This window comes from Sphaerisporangium sp. NPDC004334 (genome assembly GCF_053602655.1).
Window position 1 is genome coordinate 134,558 of the sequence record NZ_JBSGDZ010000002.1, and the last position, 18,424, is coordinate 152,981.

General features: G+C 71.1%; 15 protein-coding genes and 1 riboswitch. Of the genes, 6 read left to right on the forward strand and 9 right to left on the reverse strand.

All coding sequences use genetic code 11. The annotated features are described in order from the left end of the window. The first annotated feature begins 14 nt into the window (after positions 1-14). Together ACWEN6_RS02575 and ACWEN6_RS02580 are read left to right on the forward strand one after the other, a co-directional pair. Positions 15-824 (forward strand): alpha/beta fold hydrolase, encoded by an 810-nt coding sequence (locus ACWEN6_RS02575; protein WP_452568615.1) that lies wholly within the window; start codon positions 15-17, stop codon positions 822-824. 191 nt (positions 825-1,015) lie between these two features. Further along, positions 1,016-1,810, forward strand: a complete 795-nt coding sequence (locus ACWEN6_RS02580; protein WP_452568616.1) for an AfsR/SARP family transcriptional regulator — start codon at positions 1,016-1,018, stop codon at positions 1,808-1,810. Here the strand turns inward: ACWEN6_RS02580 and ACWEN6_RS02585 are convergent. Further along, on the reverse strand, positions 1,780-2,913 hold the full coding sequence (locus ACWEN6_RS02585; protein ID WP_452568617.1) for an ATP-dependent DNA ligase: 1,134 nt from the start codon (positions 2,911-2,913) through the stop codon (positions 1,780-1,782). The two genes, ACWEN6_RS02580 and ACWEN6_RS02585, sit on opposite strands and share 31 nt — an antisense overlap. After that, positions 2,910-3,632 (reverse strand): pyrimidine reductase family protein, encoded by a 723-nt coding sequence (locus tag ACWEN6_RS02590; protein ID WP_354838881.1) that lies wholly within the window; start codon positions 3,630-3,632, stop codon positions 2,910-2,912. Before ACWEN6_RS02590 ends, ACWEN6_RS02585 begins: the two co-directional genes overlap by 4 nt. A gap of 136 nt (positions 3,633-3,768) precedes the next feature. Here ACWEN6_RS02590 and ACWEN6_RS02595 point away from each other — a divergent pair, with 136 nt between their 5' ends. Beyond that, on the forward strand, positions 3,769-4,197 hold the full coding sequence (locus ACWEN6_RS02595) for a hypothetical protein (RefSeq protein ID WP_452568618.1): 429 nt from the start codon (positions 3,769-3,771) through the stop codon (positions 4,195-4,197). 34 nt (positions 4,198-4,231) lie between these two features. Here ACWEN6_RS02595 and glgX read toward each other — a convergent pair whose 3' ends face one another. From glgX to ACWEN6_RS02630, 7 genes are all read right to left on the reverse strand, one after another. Then, positions 4,232-6,355, reverse strand: coding sequence for a glycogen debranching protein GlgX (glgX, locus tag ACWEN6_RS02600; RefSeq protein ID WP_452568619.1), 2,124 nt, complete (start codon positions 6,353-6,355; stop codon positions 4,232-4,234). A gap of 365 nt (positions 6,356-6,720) precedes the next feature. Next, positions 6,721-7,149, reverse strand: a complete 429-nt coding sequence (locus ACWEN6_RS02605) for an OsmC family peroxiredoxin (protein WP_452568620.1) — start codon at positions 7,147-7,149, stop codon at positions 6,721-6,723. A 43-nt stretch (positions 7,150-7,192) separates the two neighbouring features. Next, complete coding sequence (locus tag ACWEN6_RS02610) at positions 7,193-7,960, reverse strand: ABC transporter ATP-binding protein (RefSeq protein ID WP_452568621.1); 768 nt, start codon at positions 7,958-7,960, stop codon at positions 7,193-7,195. Continuing rightward, positions 7,957-8,844 carry an ABC transporter permease gene (locus ACWEN6_RS02615; protein ID WP_452568622.1) on the reverse strand — a complete coding sequence of 296 codons (888 nt, stop codon included), beginning with the start codon at positions 8,842-8,844 and terminating at the stop codon, positions 7,957-7,959. Before ACWEN6_RS02615 ends, ACWEN6_RS02610 begins: the two co-directional genes overlap by 4 nt. Beyond that, positions 8,841-9,830 (reverse strand): ABC transporter substrate-binding protein, encoded by a 990-nt coding sequence (locus ACWEN6_RS02620; protein ID WP_452568623.1) that lies wholly within the window; start codon positions 9,828-9,830, stop codon positions 8,841-8,843. The genes ACWEN6_RS02615 and ACWEN6_RS02620 overlap by 4 nt, the downstream gene beginning before the upstream one ends. A 14-nt stretch (positions 9,831-9,844) precedes the next feature. Further along, the gene (locus tag ACWEN6_RS02625) at positions 9,845-11,014 is read right to left on the reverse strand and encodes an agmatinase family protein (RefSeq protein WP_452568624.1); all 1,170 of its coding nucleotides are present in this window, start codon (positions 11,012-11,014) and stop codon (positions 9,845-9,847) included. A 48-nt stretch (positions 11,015-11,062) separates the two neighbouring features. Next, a riboswitch (guanidine-I (ykkC/yxkD leader) is annotated at positions 11,063-11,166 on the reverse strand. A 125-nt stretch (positions 11,167-11,291) separates the two neighbouring features. Next, a complete protein-coding gene (locus tag ACWEN6_RS02630) occupies positions 11,292-12,329 on the reverse strand; it encodes a fatty acid desaturase family protein (RefSeq protein ID WP_452568625.1) in 1,038 nt (345 codons plus the stop codon). 1,073 nt (positions 12,330-13,402) lie between these two features. On the opposite strand from ACWEN6_RS02630, the gene ACWEN6_RS02635 reads away from it, so the two are divergent. The 3 genes from ACWEN6_RS02635 (at position 13,403) to ACWEN6_RS02645 (ending at position 18,352) form a co-directional block, all read left to right on the forward strand. After that, complete coding sequence (locus ACWEN6_RS02635) at positions 13,403-14,425, forward strand: LacI family DNA-binding transcriptional regulator (protein ID WP_354838908.1); 1,023 nt, start codon at positions 13,403-13,405, stop codon at positions 14,423-14,425. A gap of 183 nt (positions 14,426-14,608) precedes the next feature. After that, on the forward strand, positions 14,609-16,783 hold the full coding sequence (locus ACWEN6_RS02640) for an alpha/beta hydrolase-fold protein (RefSeq protein ID WP_452568626.1): 2,175 nt from the start codon (positions 14,609-14,611) through the stop codon (positions 16,781-16,783). Positions 16,784-16,990: 207 nt separating this feature from the next. Further along, positions 16,991-18,352 carry an extracellular solute-binding protein gene (locus ACWEN6_RS02645; RefSeq protein ID WP_452568627.1) on the forward strand — a complete coding sequence of 454 codons (1,362 nt, stop codon included), beginning with the start codon at positions 16,991-16,993 and terminating at the stop codon, positions 18,350-18,352. Positions 18,353-18,424 lie beyond the last annotated feature (72 nt).

Genomic DNA, 18,424 nt, shown 5'->3' on the forward strand with positions numbered 1-18,424 from the left:
AGATGGTGGTGGTCATGCGAGCGATCGTCGGGCTGGCGGCACTGGTCATGGCGCTGAGCGCGTGCGGGGGCGAGACGGGGGCGACCGGTGCGACGGCCGCGGGCGGGCGGGGCGCGAGCGCCGGTCCATCGGCGTCCGGGACGCCCGCCGCCACGCCGTCGGCGGCGCCCGCCCCCACGCTCTCCCCGTCCCCGAAGCGCCCGCTCCTCAAGGGGCCGAACCTGTCGGGGTGCTACACCAGGGACGACGGGAAGATCTTCACCTACGGCAAGGAGAAGCTGCCCGGCGTCGTCATGGGCAAGGGCGCCACCGGAGTGGTGATCTCCTACGAGCGCGGCGGTAACGCCTGCACCTGGCGGCCCCTCGCCGACCGGCTGGTCTCGGCCGGCTACCGCGTGCTGCTCTACGCCCGCGATCTGGACGCCGTTCCCGAGGACAACATCGTGGACATGGCCAGGCGGCTGGACAAGGAGCGCGGTGTCGGGCGCATCGTCCTGGCCGGCGGCTCGATGGGCGGCACGCTGTCGGTGAGCGCGGCGCTGAAGCTCGGGGACCGCGTCGCGGCCGTGGTCGCCCTGGCGGGCCCGCCGCTTCCCGAGGAGGCGGCCCGCCTGAGGGTCCCGCTGCTGCAGATCGCCGGCGTCTATGACGGCGACCGCGCCAAGCGCATGCGCGAGTCCGACGACGCGGCCGTCCTGGCGCCCGACCGGCAGGTCGTCGTCGTCCCGGACGAGTCGGCGCACGCCTCGTCGCTCTTTGAGACCCCGCACGGGCCCCAGGTGCTCGACACGATCATGGCGTTCGTGAACCGGCACGGGACCTGACCCGGCCGGACGGCCGCCGGCCAGGGGCGCCCGCCGGGACGCAGGGTGACCGGTGGGCGGGTGGAAATAGCGCGCCGGAGCGTCCGAAGAACGGGACAAATGCGTACATGCCGGGTACATAGCCGGGAGGGACGGCGACGGGAGGGCTGCTTACCAGACGACTCGCTTTCCACGTGGGAGGCAGCAGAACTATGGGGAGCGGCGAGCGGCCCGCGCTGCGGGTCGATCTTCTGGGAGGCTTCCGCCTCCTGGCCGGAGGGGAACAGGTGACGGTCTCGGGCGGCACCGAGCGCCTGGTGTCGTTCACCGCCCTCTGCGGTCAGACGGTGCCCCGCACGCTGCTGGCGGGCACGCTGTGGCCCGACCGGCCCGAACGGCGGGCGCAGGCCAGCCTGCGCTCCGCGCTGGCGCGCCTGGAGGCCGCGGGCCGGCTGGTCCTGGACATCGGCTCCACCGAGGTGCGGCTGAGCCCGGCCGCCGGCGTCGACATCGGCGAGGCGCGCGCCCTGGCCCGGCGCGTCCTGGACCCGGGCGAGCGGCCGGCCGGCGCGGACCTCAGCGCCGCCGCCGTGGAGGCCCTGTCGGTGGACCTGCTGCCCGGCTGGTACGACGACTGGGTGGTCCGCGAGGCCGAGGAGTGGCACCAACTGCGCCTGCACGCCCTGGAGGCCCTCGCCGACGACTTCGTCGAGGCCGGCAGGTTCGCCGACGCCGTCGCCGCCGCGGGGACGGCCGTGCGCGCCGAGCCCCTGCGCGAGAGCGCCCACGCGGCGCTGATCCGCGCCCACCTGGCCGAGGGCAACCAGGCGGAGGCCCTGCGCGTCTTCGAGCGCTACGAGCGCCTGCTGTCCTACGAGCTCGGCCTGCGCCCGACCCCGCTGATCGCCGACCTGGTCGCCGGCCTGCGCGCGTCGCCCAGCGGTGAGCGGCGCGGTCATCCGCTCCGGCCGGCCGATCAGCGGGCCAGGATGTCGTCCAGGTTGTAGCCGACCGGGGTCTCGAGCTGGGCATAGGTGCACGACTCGGGGGTGCGGTCGGTGCGCCAGCGCCGGAACTGGGCGGTGTGCCGGAACCGGTTGCCCTCCATGTGGTCGTAGGCGACCTCGACCACCAGCCGGGGATCCAGCGGGATGAACGCGAGGTTCTTGCCCGCGCTCCACCGGGAGATCGCCCCGGGCATGCGCTGGGCGGTGTTCTCGTCCTGCGACGTCCACGAACTCCACGGATGCCCGCCCAGGTCCTCCAGCAGGTAGGGCTTGAGCTCCTCGATCAGCTCGGCGCGGCGCTTCATCGGGAACGACGCCGACACCCCCACGTGGTGCAGCACACCGGCCTCGTCGTACAGGCCGAGCAGCAGAGACCCGACGACCGGGCCCGACTTGTGCTCGCGGTAGCCGGCGACGACGCAGTCGGCCGTGCGCTCGTGCTTGACCTTGAACATCGTGCGCCGGTCGGGCTCGTAGGGCTGGTCGGTGCGCTTGACCACGATGCCGTCCAGTCCGGCGCCCTCGAACATCTCGAACCACTCGCCCGCGCGCTGGTCGCTGGCGGTGACGGGGGTGAGCCGGACGCGGTCGCCCGCGCCGGCCAGGGCCTCGGCGAGCCGGGCGCGGCGCTCCCCGAACGGGGTGTCCATCAGGCTGTCGCCGCCGATCGCGAGCAGGTCGAAGGCCACGAACGAGGCGGGCGTGCGCTCGGCGAGCAGCTTGACCCGCGAGGCGGCCGGGTGGATGCGCTGCTGCAGCGCGTCGAAGTCGAGGATCTGGCCCTGCCGCAGGACGATCTCGCCGTCGACGACGCAGCGCTCGGGCAGCTCGCGCCGCACCGCCTCGATGAGCTCGGGGAAGTAGCGGTTGAACGGCCGCTCGTTGCGGCTGCCCAGGTAGACGGTGTCGTCGTCGCGGAACACGATGCAGCGGAAGCCGTCCCACTTCGGCTCGTACAGCAGGGTGCCGTCCTGCGCGGGCAGGGCCTTGACGGCCTTGGCGAGCATCGGCGCCACCGGCGGCGGCACCGGCAGGTCCATCTCGGGCGGCGGCTCCGGCGGGGCGGGACGGCCGGGACGGCTCGGCTGTTCGGGGAGGGTCATTTCGGCTCCCGGGTGTACCTGCAGAACAGGAAGTCTTCTTCCGTGAGGACGTGCGCGAGGCGCAGGGGCACGTGGGAGGCGGGCCCGTTGAGGATGCGCGCGGAGTCGCCGCCGGTCAGAACCGGGCTGACGGTCAGGCACAGCTCGTCCACCAGTCCGGCCGCCGCGAGCTGCCCGTTGATCCTCGGCCCGCCCTCGCACAGGATGCGGCCGAGGCCGCGCTCGCGCAGCGAGGCCACGGCGAGGGACATGTCGACCCGCTCGTCGCCGGCCACGATCACCTCGGCGTGCCGGGCGGCCTCGTCGCGGCGGTCCTTGGGCGCGCGCTCGGTGGTGATCACGATCGTCCTGGCGTACGGTTCGGCCTCGGTGAACAGCGGACTGGCCAGGTCGAGGTCCAGGCGCCGGGTGATCACGGCGATGGGCGGGGAGAGCGGCCGTCCGACCCGCAGCTCGCGCCAGGACGGGCGCGGGCGGGCCGGCCCGTAGGCCTCGGTGCGCACGGTGGCGGCGCCGGCGAGCACCACGTCGGCCAGGCCGCGCAGCACGCCGAACAGGCGTCGGTCGCCCTTGCCTGACAGGCCCTCCGACACGCCTTTGAGCCAGGCGCCGCCGTCGGCGCCGGCCACCATGTTCAGGCGCAGGCAGCCGGACCGGGGGTAGGCGTAGGCGTGGGCGAGATCGACGTCGTCCGCGGGGCTGGGAAGGATGCGTCGCACGCTTCCTACCTTGGCACAAGGGGAACGCCGGGTCGCGGAGGGGGCGGCAAGGTCGCCGAAGCAATAGCTCGCCATATATAGCCATTTGTGAGACATGGGATGCGTAGCGTTACGCCCCCGGGCTCAGATGTAGGGGATGAGGAACACGCGGCGGCGAATGGAGGGCCTGGTGCGGCTGGCGGCGGTGGCGATATGGGTGGTGGCGGCGGGCCTGGGGGTCTATCTCCTGTGCCTGTGGCTGACCGGGGGAGGGCTGCGCCAGCAGAAGACCAAGGTGACCCGGTTCCCGGCCACTCTGGTCTTCCTGCACCCCGCCTTGGGAGTCTGCTCGCTGGCCTCGTGGCTGGGCTTCCTGGTCAGCGGGCGTCATGGCTACCTGTGGCTGTCGCTCAGCCTGCTGTGCGCGGCCCTGCTGCTCGGCTTCACCATGTTCACCCGCTGGATCGGCGGCGGGCGGCACGCCAAGGGCGCCGAACAGCGTTTCCCCGTCATCGCCGTGCTCCTGCACGGCCTCGCGGCGCTGGCGACCTTCGTGCTGGTGCTGCTCACCGCCGCGATGCTCTAGGCGCGCCCCGGACGGGCGGCGCCGCCCCCGGCGGTCAGGAACCGGTGGTGGCGCGCAGGATCTGCATGGACCGGCTGGTGACGGCGACCAGGGCGCCGGGCAGGTGCAGGGCGTGGGAGGGGGTGCGCAGGTCGACGCGCTCTTCGGCGGTGTCCAGGACGGGCCGCCAGCCGGGGCCGAACTCGCCGCCGGGCAGGGCGAAGGTGATGTTCTCGTGGTGGGCGTTGACCAGCAGCAGGAAGGAGTCGTCGCTGATGCGCTCGCCCCGCGGCCCCGGCTCGCTGATCGCCTCGCCGTTGAGGAACACCGCCATCGCCTTGCCGAAGCCGCTGTGCCAGTCGCCCGAGGTCATCTCCTTGCCCGACGGCGTCAGCCACACGATGTCGCGCACGTCGCCCTCGGGCACCCGGCCGAGGAAGAACCGCCGGCGCCGGAACACCGGATGCCGCTTGCGGAACGCGGCGAGCGCGCGGGCGAAGTCGAGGAGCTCGGGCTCTGACCGCAGCAGCGACCAGTCGACCCAGGACACCTCGTTGTCCTGGCAGTAGGCGTTGTTGTTGCCGAGCTGCGTGCGGCCGATCTCGTCGCCGTGCAGCAGCATGGGCACGCCCTGCGACACGAAGAGCGTGGTCAGGAGGTTGCGGCGCTGGCGGCGGCGCAGCCGGACGATCGCGGGGTCCTCGACCGGCCCCTCGGCGCCGCAGTTCCAGGAGCGGTTGTCGTCGGTGCCGTCGCGGTTGTTCTCGGCGTTGGCCTCGTTGTGCTTGTGGTCGTAGGAGACCAGGTCGGTCAGGGTGAAGCCGTCGTGGCAGGTGACGAAGTTGATGGAGGCGACCGGGCGGCGTCCGCTGTTCGCGTACAGGTCGGAGGACCCGGCCAGGCGCGAGGCGAACTCGGGCAGCCCCGACGGGCTGCCCCGCCAGAAGTCGCGCACGCTGTCGCGGTACTTGCCGTTCCACTCGGTCCACAGGGGCGGGAAGTTGCCCACCTGGTAGCCGCCCGGACCGACGTCCCACGGCTCGGCGATGAGCTTGACCTGCGAGATCACCGGGTCCTGCTGGATCAGGTCGAAGAAGGCCGACAGGCGGTCCACGTCGTGCAGCTCGCGGGCCAGCGCGGCGGCCAGGTCGAAGCGGAAGCCGTCGACGTGCATCTCCATGACCCAGTAGCGCAGCGAGTCCATGATGAGCTGCAGCGCGTGGGGCGAGCGGACGTTCAGCGAGTTGCCGCAGCCGGTGTAGTCGAGCAGCAGGCGCCGGTCGGAGTCCAGCAGCCGGTAGTAGGAGGCGTTGTCGATGCCGCGGTAGGCCAGCGTGGGGCCCATGTGATCGCCCTCGGCGGTGTGGTTGTAGACCACGTCGAGGATCACCTCGATGCCGGCCTCGTGCAGGGCCTTGACCATCCCCTTGAACTCCAGCACCTGCTCGCCGCGCTGGCCCGCGCTCGCGTAGGCGTTGTGCGGGGCCAGGAAGGCGATGGTGTTGTAGCCCCAGTAGTTGGTCAGGCCGCGCGCCACCATCGCGTGCTCGGGGACGAACTGATGCACCGGCATCAGCTCGACGGCCGTCACGCCGAGGCTCACCAGATGGTCGATCACCGAGGGGTGCGCCAGGCCGGCGTAGGTGCCGCGCTGCTCGCGGGGCACGTCGGGGTGGCGCATGGTGAGCCCGCGCACGTGCGCCTCGTAGATCACCGTCTCGTGGTACGGGGTGCGCGGCGGGCGGTCGTCGCCCCAGTCGAAGAACGGGTTGACCACCACGTTCTTCGGCATGTACGGCCCGCTGTCGTCGGTGTTGCGCCGGGACGGGTCGGTGAACTGGTAGGCGTACAGCGACTGGTCCCAGCGGACCTCGCCCTCGATCGCCTTGGCGTAGGGGTCGAGCAGCAGCTTGCTCGGCTCGCAGTGGTGCCCGGCGGCCGGGTCGTAGGGCCCGTGCACGCGGTAGCCGTACCGCTGGCCGGGCATGATGCCGGGCAGGTAGCCGTGCCAGACGAAGCCGTCGACCTCGGGCAGGTCGACACGGCTCTCCTGACCGGCGTCGTCGAAAAGGCAGAGCTCGACCCGCTCGGCGACTTCGGAGAAGAGCGAGAAGCTCGTACCCACGCCATCCCAGGTGGCGCCCAGAGGGTACGGCTCACCAGGCCAGACCTCACGCATGTAGCCTCATTGTGGTCGTGGAACGTTTCGCGGTGCAGCTTGATCGCGCGGCTCGTTGCTCTGTCGTGATCCGGGCTCCCGTGATCTCCTCTCGTCCGGGGGCTCCGCCGCCGCAGACCTGGATGCTTGCGTTCCGGCTCTACCGTCGATTTTAGGGCCGCGCATCTGATTTACCAGATCTTTCCGGCCATATGGGGGGCTCGCGGCCGACGGTGGTGAGGGTGCCGCCGGAAGCTCCATCAACATACTGCAAATTGGTCAAATGTGGACATGTCCGCTGTAAAGGTTTACTTTGCGCTGAAAACGGATGCCGGACATGGTGAGGCCCCCACGCGGACGTCGCGCGGGGGCCGTGAGCCGTCCGGTCAGCCGACCAGTTCGGCGTTGAGCGTGATCGTCGTGCCCGCGAGGGCCTTGCTCACCGGGCAACCGGCCTTGGCGGTCTCGGCGGCGGTCTGGAAGTCCTCCGCGGAGATGCCGGGCACCTGAGCGCGCACCGACAGCACGATGCCGGTGATGCCCTCGCCGGGCTGGAAGGTCACCTCGGCCCTGGTCTCCAGCTCCTGCGGCGGCGTGCCCGCCTGGGCGAGCCCGTGCGACAGCGCCATGGAGAAGCAGGAGGAATGCGCGGCCGCGATCAGCTCCTCGGGGCTGGTCTTGCCGTTGGCCTCCTGTGAGCGCGAGGCCCAGGTGACGTCGAAGGTGCCCACGCCGGAGGTGTTGAGCTCGACGGTGCCGTAGCCGTCGATCAGCGCGCCCTTCCACTGGGTCGTCGCGGTACGTGTCGTCGCCATGGCGATCTTCCCTTTCAACGCTGAGATGGTTGCATGCCCGAACCTACACGCGCGCCTGATGCGCGCGGTGCTCGGCTCGGACCAAGTCCTCCACCTCGGCGCGCAGCGCCAGGAACGCGGGCGAGCGCTTCACGGTGAGCGGCCGCTCGGCGGGCAGGCCGACGGTGAGGTCGCGGGCGACCCGGCCGGGGTCGCAGGACAGCACCAGCACGCGCCGGCCGAGGAAGACCGCCTCCTCGACGTCGTGGGTGACCATGATCACAGTGGTCGGCTCCTCCTGCCACATCTGGCGGACGAACAGCTGCATGTCCTCCTTGGTCTGCACGTCCAGCGCTCCGAACGGCTCGTCCAGCAGCAGCACGCGCGGAGAGCACGCGAGCGCCCGGGCGATCGCCACGCGCTGCTGCTGCCCGCCCGACAGCCTCCCGGGCAGCGCGCCGGCGAGGTGGGACAGCCCGACCTCCGCCAGCAGCCGGCCCACCCGCTCCTCGCGCCGCGCGCGCGGCAGCCCCAGCGACTCCAGCCCGAAGGCGACGTTGCGCGCGACGCTGCGCCATGGATACAGCGACGCCGTCTGGAACACCAGGCCGCGCTCGGGGCCCGGCCCGGTGACCTCCTCGCCGTCCAGCAGCACCCGGCCGGACGTCGGGCGGGTCAGCCCGGCGATCAGCGAGAGCAGCGTCGACTTGCCCGAACCGCTGGCCCCCACCACGCAGACGAACTCCCCGGGCGCGACGGTGAGGTCGAGATCGGCCAGCACCGGCCGCCCGGGCGCGAACTCCTTGCCGACCGACTCAAGGCGCAGCGTCACGCGGCCCACCTCCCGACCCGTGCGCGCAACAGCCGGAGCAGGACGTCGATGGCCAGGCCGATCAGGCCGATCACCACGAGGATCGCGAAGATCCGATCGGTCTGCAGGAACCGCTGCGCGCGGATGACGCGGTACCCGAGCCCGGAGGTGGCCGCGATCAGCTCGGCCACGACCACGAAGTTCCACGCCGCCGCCGCGTTGACCCGCATCGCGTCGATGACGCCGGGCAGCGCGTAGGGGAACACCACGCGGAAGGCGACCCTGAGACGGCGCGCGCCGAGCGTCGCGGAGACCTCCAGCAGCCGCCGGGGCACCTGCCGGACGACGTCGGCCGTCATCAGCGTGTTGAAGAAGACCACCCCCAGCACCAGCAGCGCGACCTTGGACGCCTCGCCGATGCCCAGCCAGATGATCAGCAGGGGGATGAAGGCCGAGGCGGGCAGGTAGCGCAGCAGGCCGATCAACGGCTCGGCCAGCGCCTGCGCCCACGGCAGCGCGCCCATCGCGAAGCCGAGCGGCACCGAGATGAGCACCGCGAGCGCGAAACCTAGGCCGACGCGGCCGAGACTCGCGGCGAGGTCGGACCACAGCTCGCCGCGGACCGCCATCTCCCGGCCGGCCGCGAGGACGGCGGCGGGCGAGGGCAGGAAGGTGGGGTCGGTCAGGCCGCTCACGCTGACCGCCTGCCAGGCGGCGAGCGGGAGCAGTACGGAAAGGGCGCGCAGCACCCAGGCCGTCCGGGGCGAGACGGCGCTGGACAGCAGCCGCACCCGCCGCCCGCGCCCGCCCGGCACGGCGCCCAGCGCGAGGGACGGCTCGAGCGGGCCGGCGGCGCCGGCGGGCCGGGACATCGGGGCCCCGGCGGGCGCGGAGGCCGGGGTCACGGCTGCACCGCCTGGACGAACCGGGGCTCCAGCAGTCCGTCCAGCGGGGGAGCGGCGTCGACCAGCTTGCTGGAGACCAGGAACTCGGAGATCTCCTTGGCCCGGGCGGGCAGCTCGCCGGTGAACGCCGCCCGGTTCTGCTCCAACGTGAAGATCGTCGTGCCCTTGTCGTAGGTCTCGTAGTCGGCGGCGCTCACGCCGGCGCGCCCGGCCATGATCTGCACGGCCTCGGCCCGGTTCGCGCCGATCCAGGCGATGGTGTCGAACCAGGTCTTCACCAGCGCCTGCACGGCCTTGTCGTTCTTGGCCAGCAGGTCCCTGGTGACCACCAGGTGGTCGGGGATGGCGCCGGGGAAGTCCGCGGAGCTGGTGATCGCGCTGCTGCCGGGCCGCTTGAGCGCGGTGGTGGTGAAGGGGGCGAAGACGCCGACCGCGTCCACCCGGCCGGCGACGAACGCGGCGGCGGCTGCGTCGGTCGGCAGCGGCTGGAACTTCACCTGCGCTTCGGTCAGGCCGGCCTTGCGCAGGGCGAGCAGTAGCAGATAGTGGTCCACGGTGCCCTGCTCGGCCGCCACGGTCGCGCCCTTGAGGTCGGCCAGGGATTTCACGCCCTGCTTGGCGATGATCTGGTCGTTGCCGGTGGAGTTGTCGTTGACCAGCACGACGGTCTCTTTGGCGCCGCCGGCGACCGAGGCGAGGGTGTCGTTCAGCGTCTGGCTGTTGGCGTCGATGTTGCCGGTCGCCAGCGCATTGAGACTGTCGGTGTAGCTGTCGAAGTACTTCAGCTCCACCGTGACGCCGTTCTTGGCGAACAGCCCCTTCTCTTCGGCGACCTGCCAGGGGAACCAGCCGGGCCAGGCGCTGAACCCGAGCCTGACCGCCGGGGCGCCCCCGGGGTCGGCCGGCCGCGCGGAGTCCGGCGCCGCGGCGCACGCGGTGCCCAGCACCAGGACGACGGCGGCGGGCAGGATGAGGCGTCGGAGCATCGAAGGCTCCCCTCTCAGGCTTGCGAAGCGTTGACGTGCGCCCCCGCGGGCCCGGAGCCGTCCGCCCGGGCGGCGGCGCGCCGGGGGAGGTGGCCGGCGCGGACCAGGCACCCGAGGGTGTCGCAGATGACCCGGGTCGCGATGAGGGCGGTGATCTCGGCGTTGTCGTAGGGCGGCGCGCACTCGACGACCTCGATGCCCGCGAGCGGCCGGGCGTCCGCGATGAGCTGGATGAACTTCAGCACCTCGCGCGGCAGGAAGCCGCCCGGCTCCGGCCAGCCGGTGCCGGGGACGAACGCCGCGTCCAGGCAGTCGACGTCGAACGACAGCCACACCGCCTCGGCGCCGGCCCAGGCGACCTCCAGGGCGCGCTCGGCGGCGGCCTCGATGCCCATCTCGACGCAGTCGGTGACGGTCATGATGGTGGTGCCGCGCTCCCTGCCCACCTTCACGCCCGGCCGGGGCGCCTGCCATCCGCCGATGCCGATCTGCACGAGGTTCTTGGCCGGCACGTTCGGGATGTCGGTCGCGTGGAACCAGGGCGTGGTGTGCATCCGCTCGTCCAGGTCGGTCTCCTGGGTGTCGACGTGCCGGTCGAAGTGGATGATGCCGACGTTGCCGGAGACGTGCTCGGCGACGCCGCGCACGGTCGGGTAGCCGATGGAGTGGTCGCCGCCGAGCACCACCGGGAAGGCCCCGCTGGCGTAGACGTGCGACACCGCCTTGCTGATCTGGTCGAAGGTCTTCTCGATGTTCGCCGGGATGGTGAAGACGTCCCCGAGGTCGGCGATGGTGATCGACTCGCGCAGGTCCACGCCCAGCTCGAAGCTGTACGGCCCGTACAGCGCGGAGATCTTGCGGATGCCCTGCGGGCCGAACCGCGTGCCCGAGCGGTAGGTCGTGCCGCCGTCGAACGGGGCGCCCAGCACGGCCACGTCGTACTCGCCGCAGCGCCGCACGTCCTCCACGTAGGGCGCCTTGAGGAAGGTGTTGATCCCGGCGAAGTGCGGCAGCTCTCCTCGCGAGAAGGTGGGGATGGTGCGGTCGACGATCGACTCGGCGCCCGGCAGGCCGTACTCCAGCCCGCGCTCGATCTCGCGGCGGTGCATCGTCAGGGGAAGCTCGGCCTCGCGTTCGACGGCGCGGCGGGCCTCGGGTCCGTAGTTGTCGTGAAGGTGACCCACGGCACTCCCTTTCGGAAACGCCTCACACAGGAGGCAGCCGATATGACTGTCTCCCGGGTTTTTGTCCCGCCGTGGAACGGCCGCAGGCCGCCTGCACCTCTCGGACCAGCCCCTCGCCGGCCGGCGAGGGCGGAACCCTAGGTGCGCCTCACCGGGGGCGGTGAGTCCCCTTCATGACAGCCGCGGCCTGTTTCCTCCGGGTTTCCCGTCCGTAGCGGATCGGTGACGTACTACGCACAGCCCTGCGGCACGGGGCGCGGGCGACCCGCCTCGGGGGTCAGTCGGACGCGCTCCCCGCGCGGAGCGGCGCCCCCACGGTGTGCATGTGGCGCAGGGCCTGGGCGTAGGAGGCGATCAGGCCCGTCTCGTGGAACGGGATGCCGAGCTCCGCGCAGTAGGCCCGCACCAGGGGCTTGGCCCGGCGCAGGTTGGGCGTCGGCATGCTCGGGAACAGATGGTGCTCGATCTGGTGGTTCAGGCCGCCGAGGGCGATGTCCAGCATCAGGCCGCCGCGCACGTCGCGGGAGGTCAGCACCTGACGCCGCAGGAAGTCCAGGCGGTCCTCGGCGGTCAGCATGGGCATGCCCTTGTGGTTGGGCGCGAACGTGCACCCGAGGTACACCCCGAAGATCGCCTGGTGGACGGCGACGAACAGCAGCCCCTTGCCCAGGGGGAGCACGGCGAACACCGCTCCGAGATAGGCCACGACGTGGGCGGTCAGCAGCGCGGCCTCCACCCCGCGGTGCTTGAGCCGGGGACGCCGCAACGCACGGAAGCTCGCCAGGTGCAGGTTGAAGCCCTCCAGCGTCAGCAGCGGGAAGAACAGGAACGCCTGCCACCGTCCGATGACCCGGGCCGCGCCCCGGCTCGACGCGGCCTGCCGCGAGGACCAGATCAGCACGTCGGGGGAGACGTCCGGGTCGTGGTCCTCGTGGTTGGGGTTGGCGTGGTGCCGGGTGTGCTTGTCCATCCACCAGCCGTAGCTCATGCCGATGGCCAGGTTGCCCGCCAGCCATCCGGCGCCCTGGCTCAGCCGCCTGGACCGGAAGACCTGCCGGTGGGCCAGGTCGTGGGCGATGAGCGCCACCTGCGCGAAGGCGACCGCGAGGCCCGCCGCCACCAGCAGTTGGGCCCAGGAGTCGCCGAGGGCGAAGAAGGCGGCCCACCCGCCCGCGAACAGGCCGGTGACCAGGCCGAGGCGCAGGGCGTAGTAGCCGGGACGCCTGTCCAGCAGTCCGGCCTCGGCCACCCGCCGGGAGAGCCGGGCGAAGTCGCTGCCGCGCGTGGCGGCGTCGATGGTGGAGGTTTCGGTCACGGCTCTCCTGACGTGGTGGCGGATCGGCCGCCCGTCCCCGCGCCGTGCGGCCACCGCACGCGGCGCCGGACGAATCGGGCAGGCCCGATCAACACTGTCCGGGCCACCATGTCCTTCGACATCCTGGTACCAGGCGGGTACACGGTAGTGCTGGCCCCACCATGGCCCTACCACGGCCGCATCACGGCCAGGCGGGCCTGCCATGGCGGCGTACCCGGCGGCCGGAGATGGACGGCGGCATTCCCTCGCGCGAAGGCGATCCAGCGGATACACCGCGAGGCGCGCGGCGGTTTTCCGGATTCGCCGCGTGTCAGGGCCCGGTTCACGGCGCGTTCGTGGCGGAGTTGACGGCCCGGCCGGGGGGAAGCGGGCCGAGGGCGCGCGAGGCGGCTCACGCGCGGCGACGGCCGGCAGTGTGTCTGACGGCGCGAGCACCGCTGTGACCTGGGGCGCGAGGCGACCCGTCATGACGCGCGGGCATGTCCGGGGTGCTCCGGAGAACGGCGGCGGAATGGCGGCCGACCCGGCCCTATAAAGAGAATTCTCGGGTGATATTCCGGACAATGCGATGACGGGCTCATCGCGGGGGACACGGGTCGAAATGCTCGCACGGAAATGTGTGCCGCCGGCGGGATTCCGCCGGTGGAGAACGGCGCCGGACGGGGCCCAATACGGCGGTGGAATCCGCGGTCCCCCCGCGTCCGAGGCCTCCTGCCCCCCGGACGGCTCATGAGCGCCCCGCCGCGGGCGCCGCGGCGAACTCCGGCCGTCCGGCGCTGCCACGCGGCACTCCCGGCGACGGCCACCCTGGTCAGTTCTCCGGGGTGCCCCCGTACTCTCATGAGCACGCTCACATCACCGGTGACGCTCGCCGTCCTCCGCCGTGTCCGCTACCCCGACCGTGGCTTCCGAGTTCGCCCTGGCAGGGGCGGTTTCCCGGTCGGTCCGCACCACGCGGCCATGCCCTTTAGTGCGTGTCCGCAAGGCCGAAAAGGGTCTTGTGTGCGCAAACATTGTCAGTTACGTTAAGCGCCGGAAACGTGATCGAAAACGTTTGCAATGGAGAGGGCCGCATGGCCGATGTCGGTGCGCCGGTGACGATGAGCGATGTCGCGCGAGTGGCGGGCGTCTCCACCGCGACGGTGTCGCGGGTCGTCAACGGGCGTTACGGCGTCAGCGCCAGCACCATCGCGCAGGTGCGTTCGGCCATCGAGCAGCTCGGCTACGAGTCGAGCCTGGTGGCGACGAGCCTGCGGCGCAGTCGCACCAACGTTCTGGGCCTGGTGGCCCACAGTTTCCAGTCCTACACGGCCGAGGTGCTCAAGGGCGTGATGCAGGCACTGAGCCGGTCGGGCTTCGACCTGATCATCTACGCCAACAGTGACCTCTATGGGACGTACGCGGAGGGCTGGGAGCAGCGGCATCTGACCCGCCTGTCGGGCACGCTCACGGACGGATGCATCGTGGTCACGCCCTGGGACGAGGTCCGCAGCGGCACTCCGGTCGTGGTCATCGACCCGGTCCGGGGCTCTACGGTTCCCTCGGTGACGGCGGACAACCTCGCGGGCGCGACTTCGGTGGTCGAGCATCTCCTCGGCCTCGGGCATCGGCGCATCGGATTCATCGCGGGCCGTTCCAGCCTGGAGTCCGCGTGGTCGCGCGAGGAGGGATACCGCAAGGCGCTGGCCGCGGCCGGTGTCCCGTTCGACCCGGCCCTGATCGGCAGAGGGGATTTCAACCCCGAGTCCGCGACCCCGCTGGCACACGCCCTGCTGGCCGGCGCGGACCGTCCGACGGCGATCTTCGCGGCGAGCGACGGGATGGCGTTGAAGGTTCTGGAGGTCGCGAAGGGGCGTGGGCTCAGCGTCCCCGGCGACCTGTCGGTGGTCGGATTCGACAACATCCCGGAGTCGGCGCTGGCCGAGCCGGGGCTGACCACGGTGGACCAGTCGATGTACCGGCTCGGATACGAGGCCGCGCACCTGCTGAAGTCACTGGTCACCGGTGAGTGGGAGGGCCACCGCCGCATCGAGATTCCGACCCGCCTGGTGGTGCGCGGCTCCACCGCGCCACCGAAGAGCACGCCCGGCTTATGACCGGCACACCACGCAGACCATATCGAGACGCACCGAAGGGTCAGGAGGGCATGGCCTGCCCGTGACGGAGGTGACACAGGGAGACCACGGCGCACCCACTGAAGAGCTGATCGGCTGGCGGGTCGCATCCGCCGCCGACCATTTAAGGAAGGGTGAAACCAAGTGAAAGATTACCATGGGAGCGTGCGCCACGAGGGCGTACGCCGTTTCTCGGCGATGGTCGCCGCCGGAGTGCTGGCGATCACGACGATGCTGCTCGCACCGCGACCGGCCGCGGCGGCGGACACGCCGTGGCTGAGCGTCTCGGAGGACCGCTACGCGTCGTTCAGCGTCCCGGCGGCCTACATCCAGGCGAACCTGGGCCAGGTGTCGCAGGTCATGATCGTGGGGAACTTCGGCCCCTCCGCGGCCTTGACGGAGTACGGACTGACCCGTCGGGGAGACGTCTGGTCGGGGGTTCTCGGCCCGCTCAAGCCGGGGCTGTACTACTACCAGGTCACCGCCGATGACACCAAGAGCATCAAGGACCCGACCAACGGCGCCGGCGTGGCGTCCAAGCCGCTCCTGAGCACCTTCCTCGTGCCGGGCGACTCGGCGCGGCTGCTCGCGGACGCGCCCGACGGGCAGGGCGGCAAGATCGAGACCCTGACCTACCGCACCAAGGACCAGGAGCGGTCGGCCCTGGTGTGGACGCCGCCGGGGTACGCGGCAGCCAAGGGCGGCAAGCCGTACCCGGTGCTGTACCTGCGGTCCGGCGCGGACGGCGGCGCCACCGACTGGCTCGACCTCGGCCGTGCCAAGCAGATCCTCGACAACCTGTCGGCCGGTCACGCCATGGAGCCGATGGTGGTCGTGATCTCCGACGGCCGCGCCGCGGACGGCGACAAGGAGCTGAACGACCTCGGCAAGGCGGTCGGGGACGCCTACCGCGTCCACCGCGACCGGGAGCACCAGGCCATCGCCGGTGTGTCCGAGGGCGGATCTGAGGCGCTGCGCGCGGCCCTGACCGGCCCCGGCCGGTTCGCCTACGCCGGCTCGTTCTCCAGTCCGCTGACGCAGCTCCCCGCCGGAGTGCCGGGACCGGGTCCCAAGCCCGGCCCCGGCCACGGCGCCAAGCTGGTGCGCCTGTACACCGGCAACGTGACCGACCCCGCCTACAACGCGACCGTCGCCCTGACCAGGGCGCTGGACCGCGCCCGGGTCAAGTACGAGTTCGACGGCGTCAACCCCGACGCGGGAGGCAACTGGAACGCCTGGCGGGAGAACCTGATCGACTTCCTGCCGCGGCTGTTCCGCAAGGTGGGCGACCACGGTCCGAGCGCCGGTCACGGACCGCTGAAGGGCGAGTTCACCCCGCCGGCGCCCGGCACCACCCCGACGCCGTTCGTGACCAAGGACGGCTTCGTCACCTTCGAGACCACGACCGACTACAAGGACGCCAAGCACGTCACGGTGTGGGCGAACATCGCTCCCGGTGGAAGCTGGCTGCGCGTGCCGATGTCGCGTGAAGGCGACCGGTGGCGGGCGACCGTGGGACCGCTGGAGCCGTGGTTCTACTACTACCGGTGGATCGTGGACACGGTGGGGGTCAAGGACGCGTCGAACCCGACGAAGATCACCTCCGAGCCGGCCTGGAGCTCCTTCTTCATCCCCGGTGAGAGGTCGCGCCTGCTGTCCGACGTTCCCGCCGGCCAGGGCGGGAAGGTCGAGAGCCTGACCTACCAGAGCACCGTGGCGAACGCCGAGCGCACCGCGCTGGTGTGGACCCCGCCGGGGTACGACCCGAACCGCGCGGAGCCCTATCCCGTCCTCTACCTCCAGCACGGCAGCGGCCAGAACTACACCGACTGGACCGAGATGGGGCGCGCCAAGCAGATCCTCGACCACGAGTTCCTCGACGGGGACATCGTGCCCATGGTGGTCGTGATGGGCAACGGCAACTCCTCCAACTTCACCAAGGAACTGCTGGAGAACATCGTCCCGGCGGCCCGTGCCGCCTACCACATCTCCAGCGACTCCTCCCAGCAGGCCCTCGCCGGCCTGTCGATGGGCGGCGGCCAGGCGATCGGCGTGCTCAAGGCCTACCCGGGCCGGTTCGCCTACGTCGCGGCGTTCTCGGCCGGGTTCGGCAGCGGCACCGGCGTCGACGTGGCGGCGATCAACAACGGGACCAAGCTGTTCCGCGTGTACGTCGGCGACGTGACCGACTTCGTGTACCCGTCGTTCATGGCCGGACTGACCACGATGAACACCCTCGGCGTCCACTACGAGTTCGACGGGGTCACCCCTGGACCGCACGGCTGGGACGTGTGGCAGAAGAACCTCATCGACCTCGCGCCGCGCCTGTTCAAGCGCTAGGCGATCTCGTCCGAGGCGGCGCCGCCGGGGCATCGGGGGCCCCGGTGGTGGTCGCCGGGCACGGGAGTGTGCCGAGCGCTCACCGGAGGATCGGCAATGGGAACCGGGCACGGGGTGTGTCACCCGTGCCCGGTTCCGCCGATCATCCGGCCTCAGCGGTGGCGCATGGACCTTGTGCGCCACGACCCCCCAAAGGGAGAACATCCAATGAAGAGAAAGTCCCTCATAACCGCGGCGGCCCTGCTCGCCGCCGCGGGCGCGCTCGCGGCCTGCTCCCCCGACCAGGGCAAGAGCACGGCCAACCCGGGCGGGAACAACGCGAGCAGCTGCACCAACACGATCACCAAGAAGGATCTGCCGGTCGTGACGATGTGGGGCTGGTACCCCAACACGCAGCTCGTCGTCGACAACTTCAACAAGCAGAACAACGAGGTGCAGGTCTGCTGGACCAACGTCGGCCAGGGCGGCGACGAGTACCAGAAGTTCCAGACGGCCATCTCCGCGGGCACCGGCGCGCCCGACGTGATCATGGTCGAGATGGACCGCATTCCGACCTTCCAGATCCAGAACGCGCTCGTCGACATCAGGAAGTACGGCTTCGACGCGGTCAAGGCCAACTACAGCGAGGGCGCGTGGAAGGACGTCTCGGTCGGTGAGGCCGTCTACGGCGTGCCGGTCGACGGCGGCCCGCTGGCGATGATCTACCGCAAGGACGTCTTCGACAAGTACAAGATCACGCCGCCGAAGACCTGGGACGAGTACGAGAAGGCCGCGCAGAAGGTGAAGGACGCGGGGGGCCCGCACTTCGGTGACCTCGGCGCCAACGTGCCGGCGCTGCTGATGGCGCTGCAGATCCAGAAGGGCGCCGCTCCGTTCACCTACGACCCGGCGCAGCCGAAGTCGATCGGGGTCAAACTCAACGACCAGGCGTCCAAGGACGTGTTCGACTACTGGGGAGGCCTGGCGAAGAAGGGCCTGGTCGGGACCCAGGACCAGTTCACTCCCGAGTACATCTCAGGTGTGATCAACGGCAAGTACGCCACCTACATCTCGGCGGCCTGGGCGCCCGGCTACCTCACCGGCGCCGGCGTCGGCAAGGGCAAGGACACCGGCAAGTTCGCGGTGGCGCCGCTCCCGCAGTGGGATCCGGCCAACCCGGTGCAGGTGAACTGGGGCGGGTCGGCCTTCTCGGTGACCAGCCAGGCGAAGAACCCCGAACTCGCGGCGAAGGTGGCCTACGGCCTGTACGCCGACGACGACTCGCTCAAGGACGGCTGGACCAACCAGGTCATCTTCCCGCTGAACCTCAAGGCGCTGAAGTCCCCCGAGTTCGTGGACGCCAAGGTGGGCTTCTTCAACGGCCAGCAGGCGAACAAGGAGGTCTACGTCCCCGCGGCGGACGCCTACAAGGGCGTCACCTACAGCCCGTTCGGCCAGTACTACTTCGACGCCATGACCAAGCAGGTCAGCGCGATGATCGAGGGCTCGGTCACCGGCGCCCAGGCCGCCGACCGGCTGCAGGAGGACGTGGCGGCGTACGCCAAGGAACAAGGATTCACCGTCCAGTGACACCACGGGCGGGCCGTGCCGTCCTCTCGGCCGGCCGGCCCGCCCACGATCTCCCAGCGTCGACATTCCCGG

What these genes read in the sequence shown, in the direction of transcription:
- ACWEN6_RS02575 (WP_452568615.1), top strand. Translation starts at nt 15, where the DNA reads ATGCGAGCGATCGTCGGGCTGGCGGCACTGGTCATGGCGCTGAGCGCG.
- ACWEN6_RS02595 (WP_452568618.1), top strand. Translation starts at nt 3,769, where the DNA reads ATGAGGAACACGCGGCGGCGAATGGAGGGCCTGGTGCGGCTGGCGGCG.
- ACWEN6_RS02585 (WP_452568617.1), bottom strand. Translation starts at nt 2,913, where the DNA reads ATGACCCTCCCCGAACAGCCGAGCCGTCCCGGCCGTCCCGCCCCGCCG.
- ACWEN6_RS02635 (WP_354838908.1), top strand. Translation starts at nt 13,403, where the DNA reads ATGGCCGATGTCGGTGCGCCGGTGACGATGAGCGATGTCGCGCGAGTG.
- ACWEN6_RS02645 (WP_452568627.1), top strand. Translation starts at nt 16,991, where the DNA reads ATGAAGAGAAAGTCCCTCATAACCGCGGCGGCCCTGCTCGCCGCCGCG.
- glgX (WP_452568619.1), bottom strand. Translation starts at nt 6,355, where the DNA reads ATGCGTGAGGTCTGGCCTGGTGAGCCGTACCCTCTGGGCGCCACCTGG.
- ACWEN6_RS02580 (WP_452568616.1), top strand. Translation starts at nt 1,016, where the DNA reads ATGGGGAGCGGCGAGCGGCCCGCGCTGCGGGTCGATCTTCTGGGAGGC.
- ACWEN6_RS02605 (WP_452568620.1), bottom strand. Translation starts at nt 7,149, where the DNA reads ATGGCGACGACACGTACCGCGACGACCCAGTGGAAGGGCGCGCTGATC.
- ACWEN6_RS02620 (WP_452568623.1), bottom strand. Translation starts at nt 9,830, where the DNA reads ATGCTCCGACGCCTCATCCTGCCCGCCGCCGTCGTCCTGGTGCTGGGC.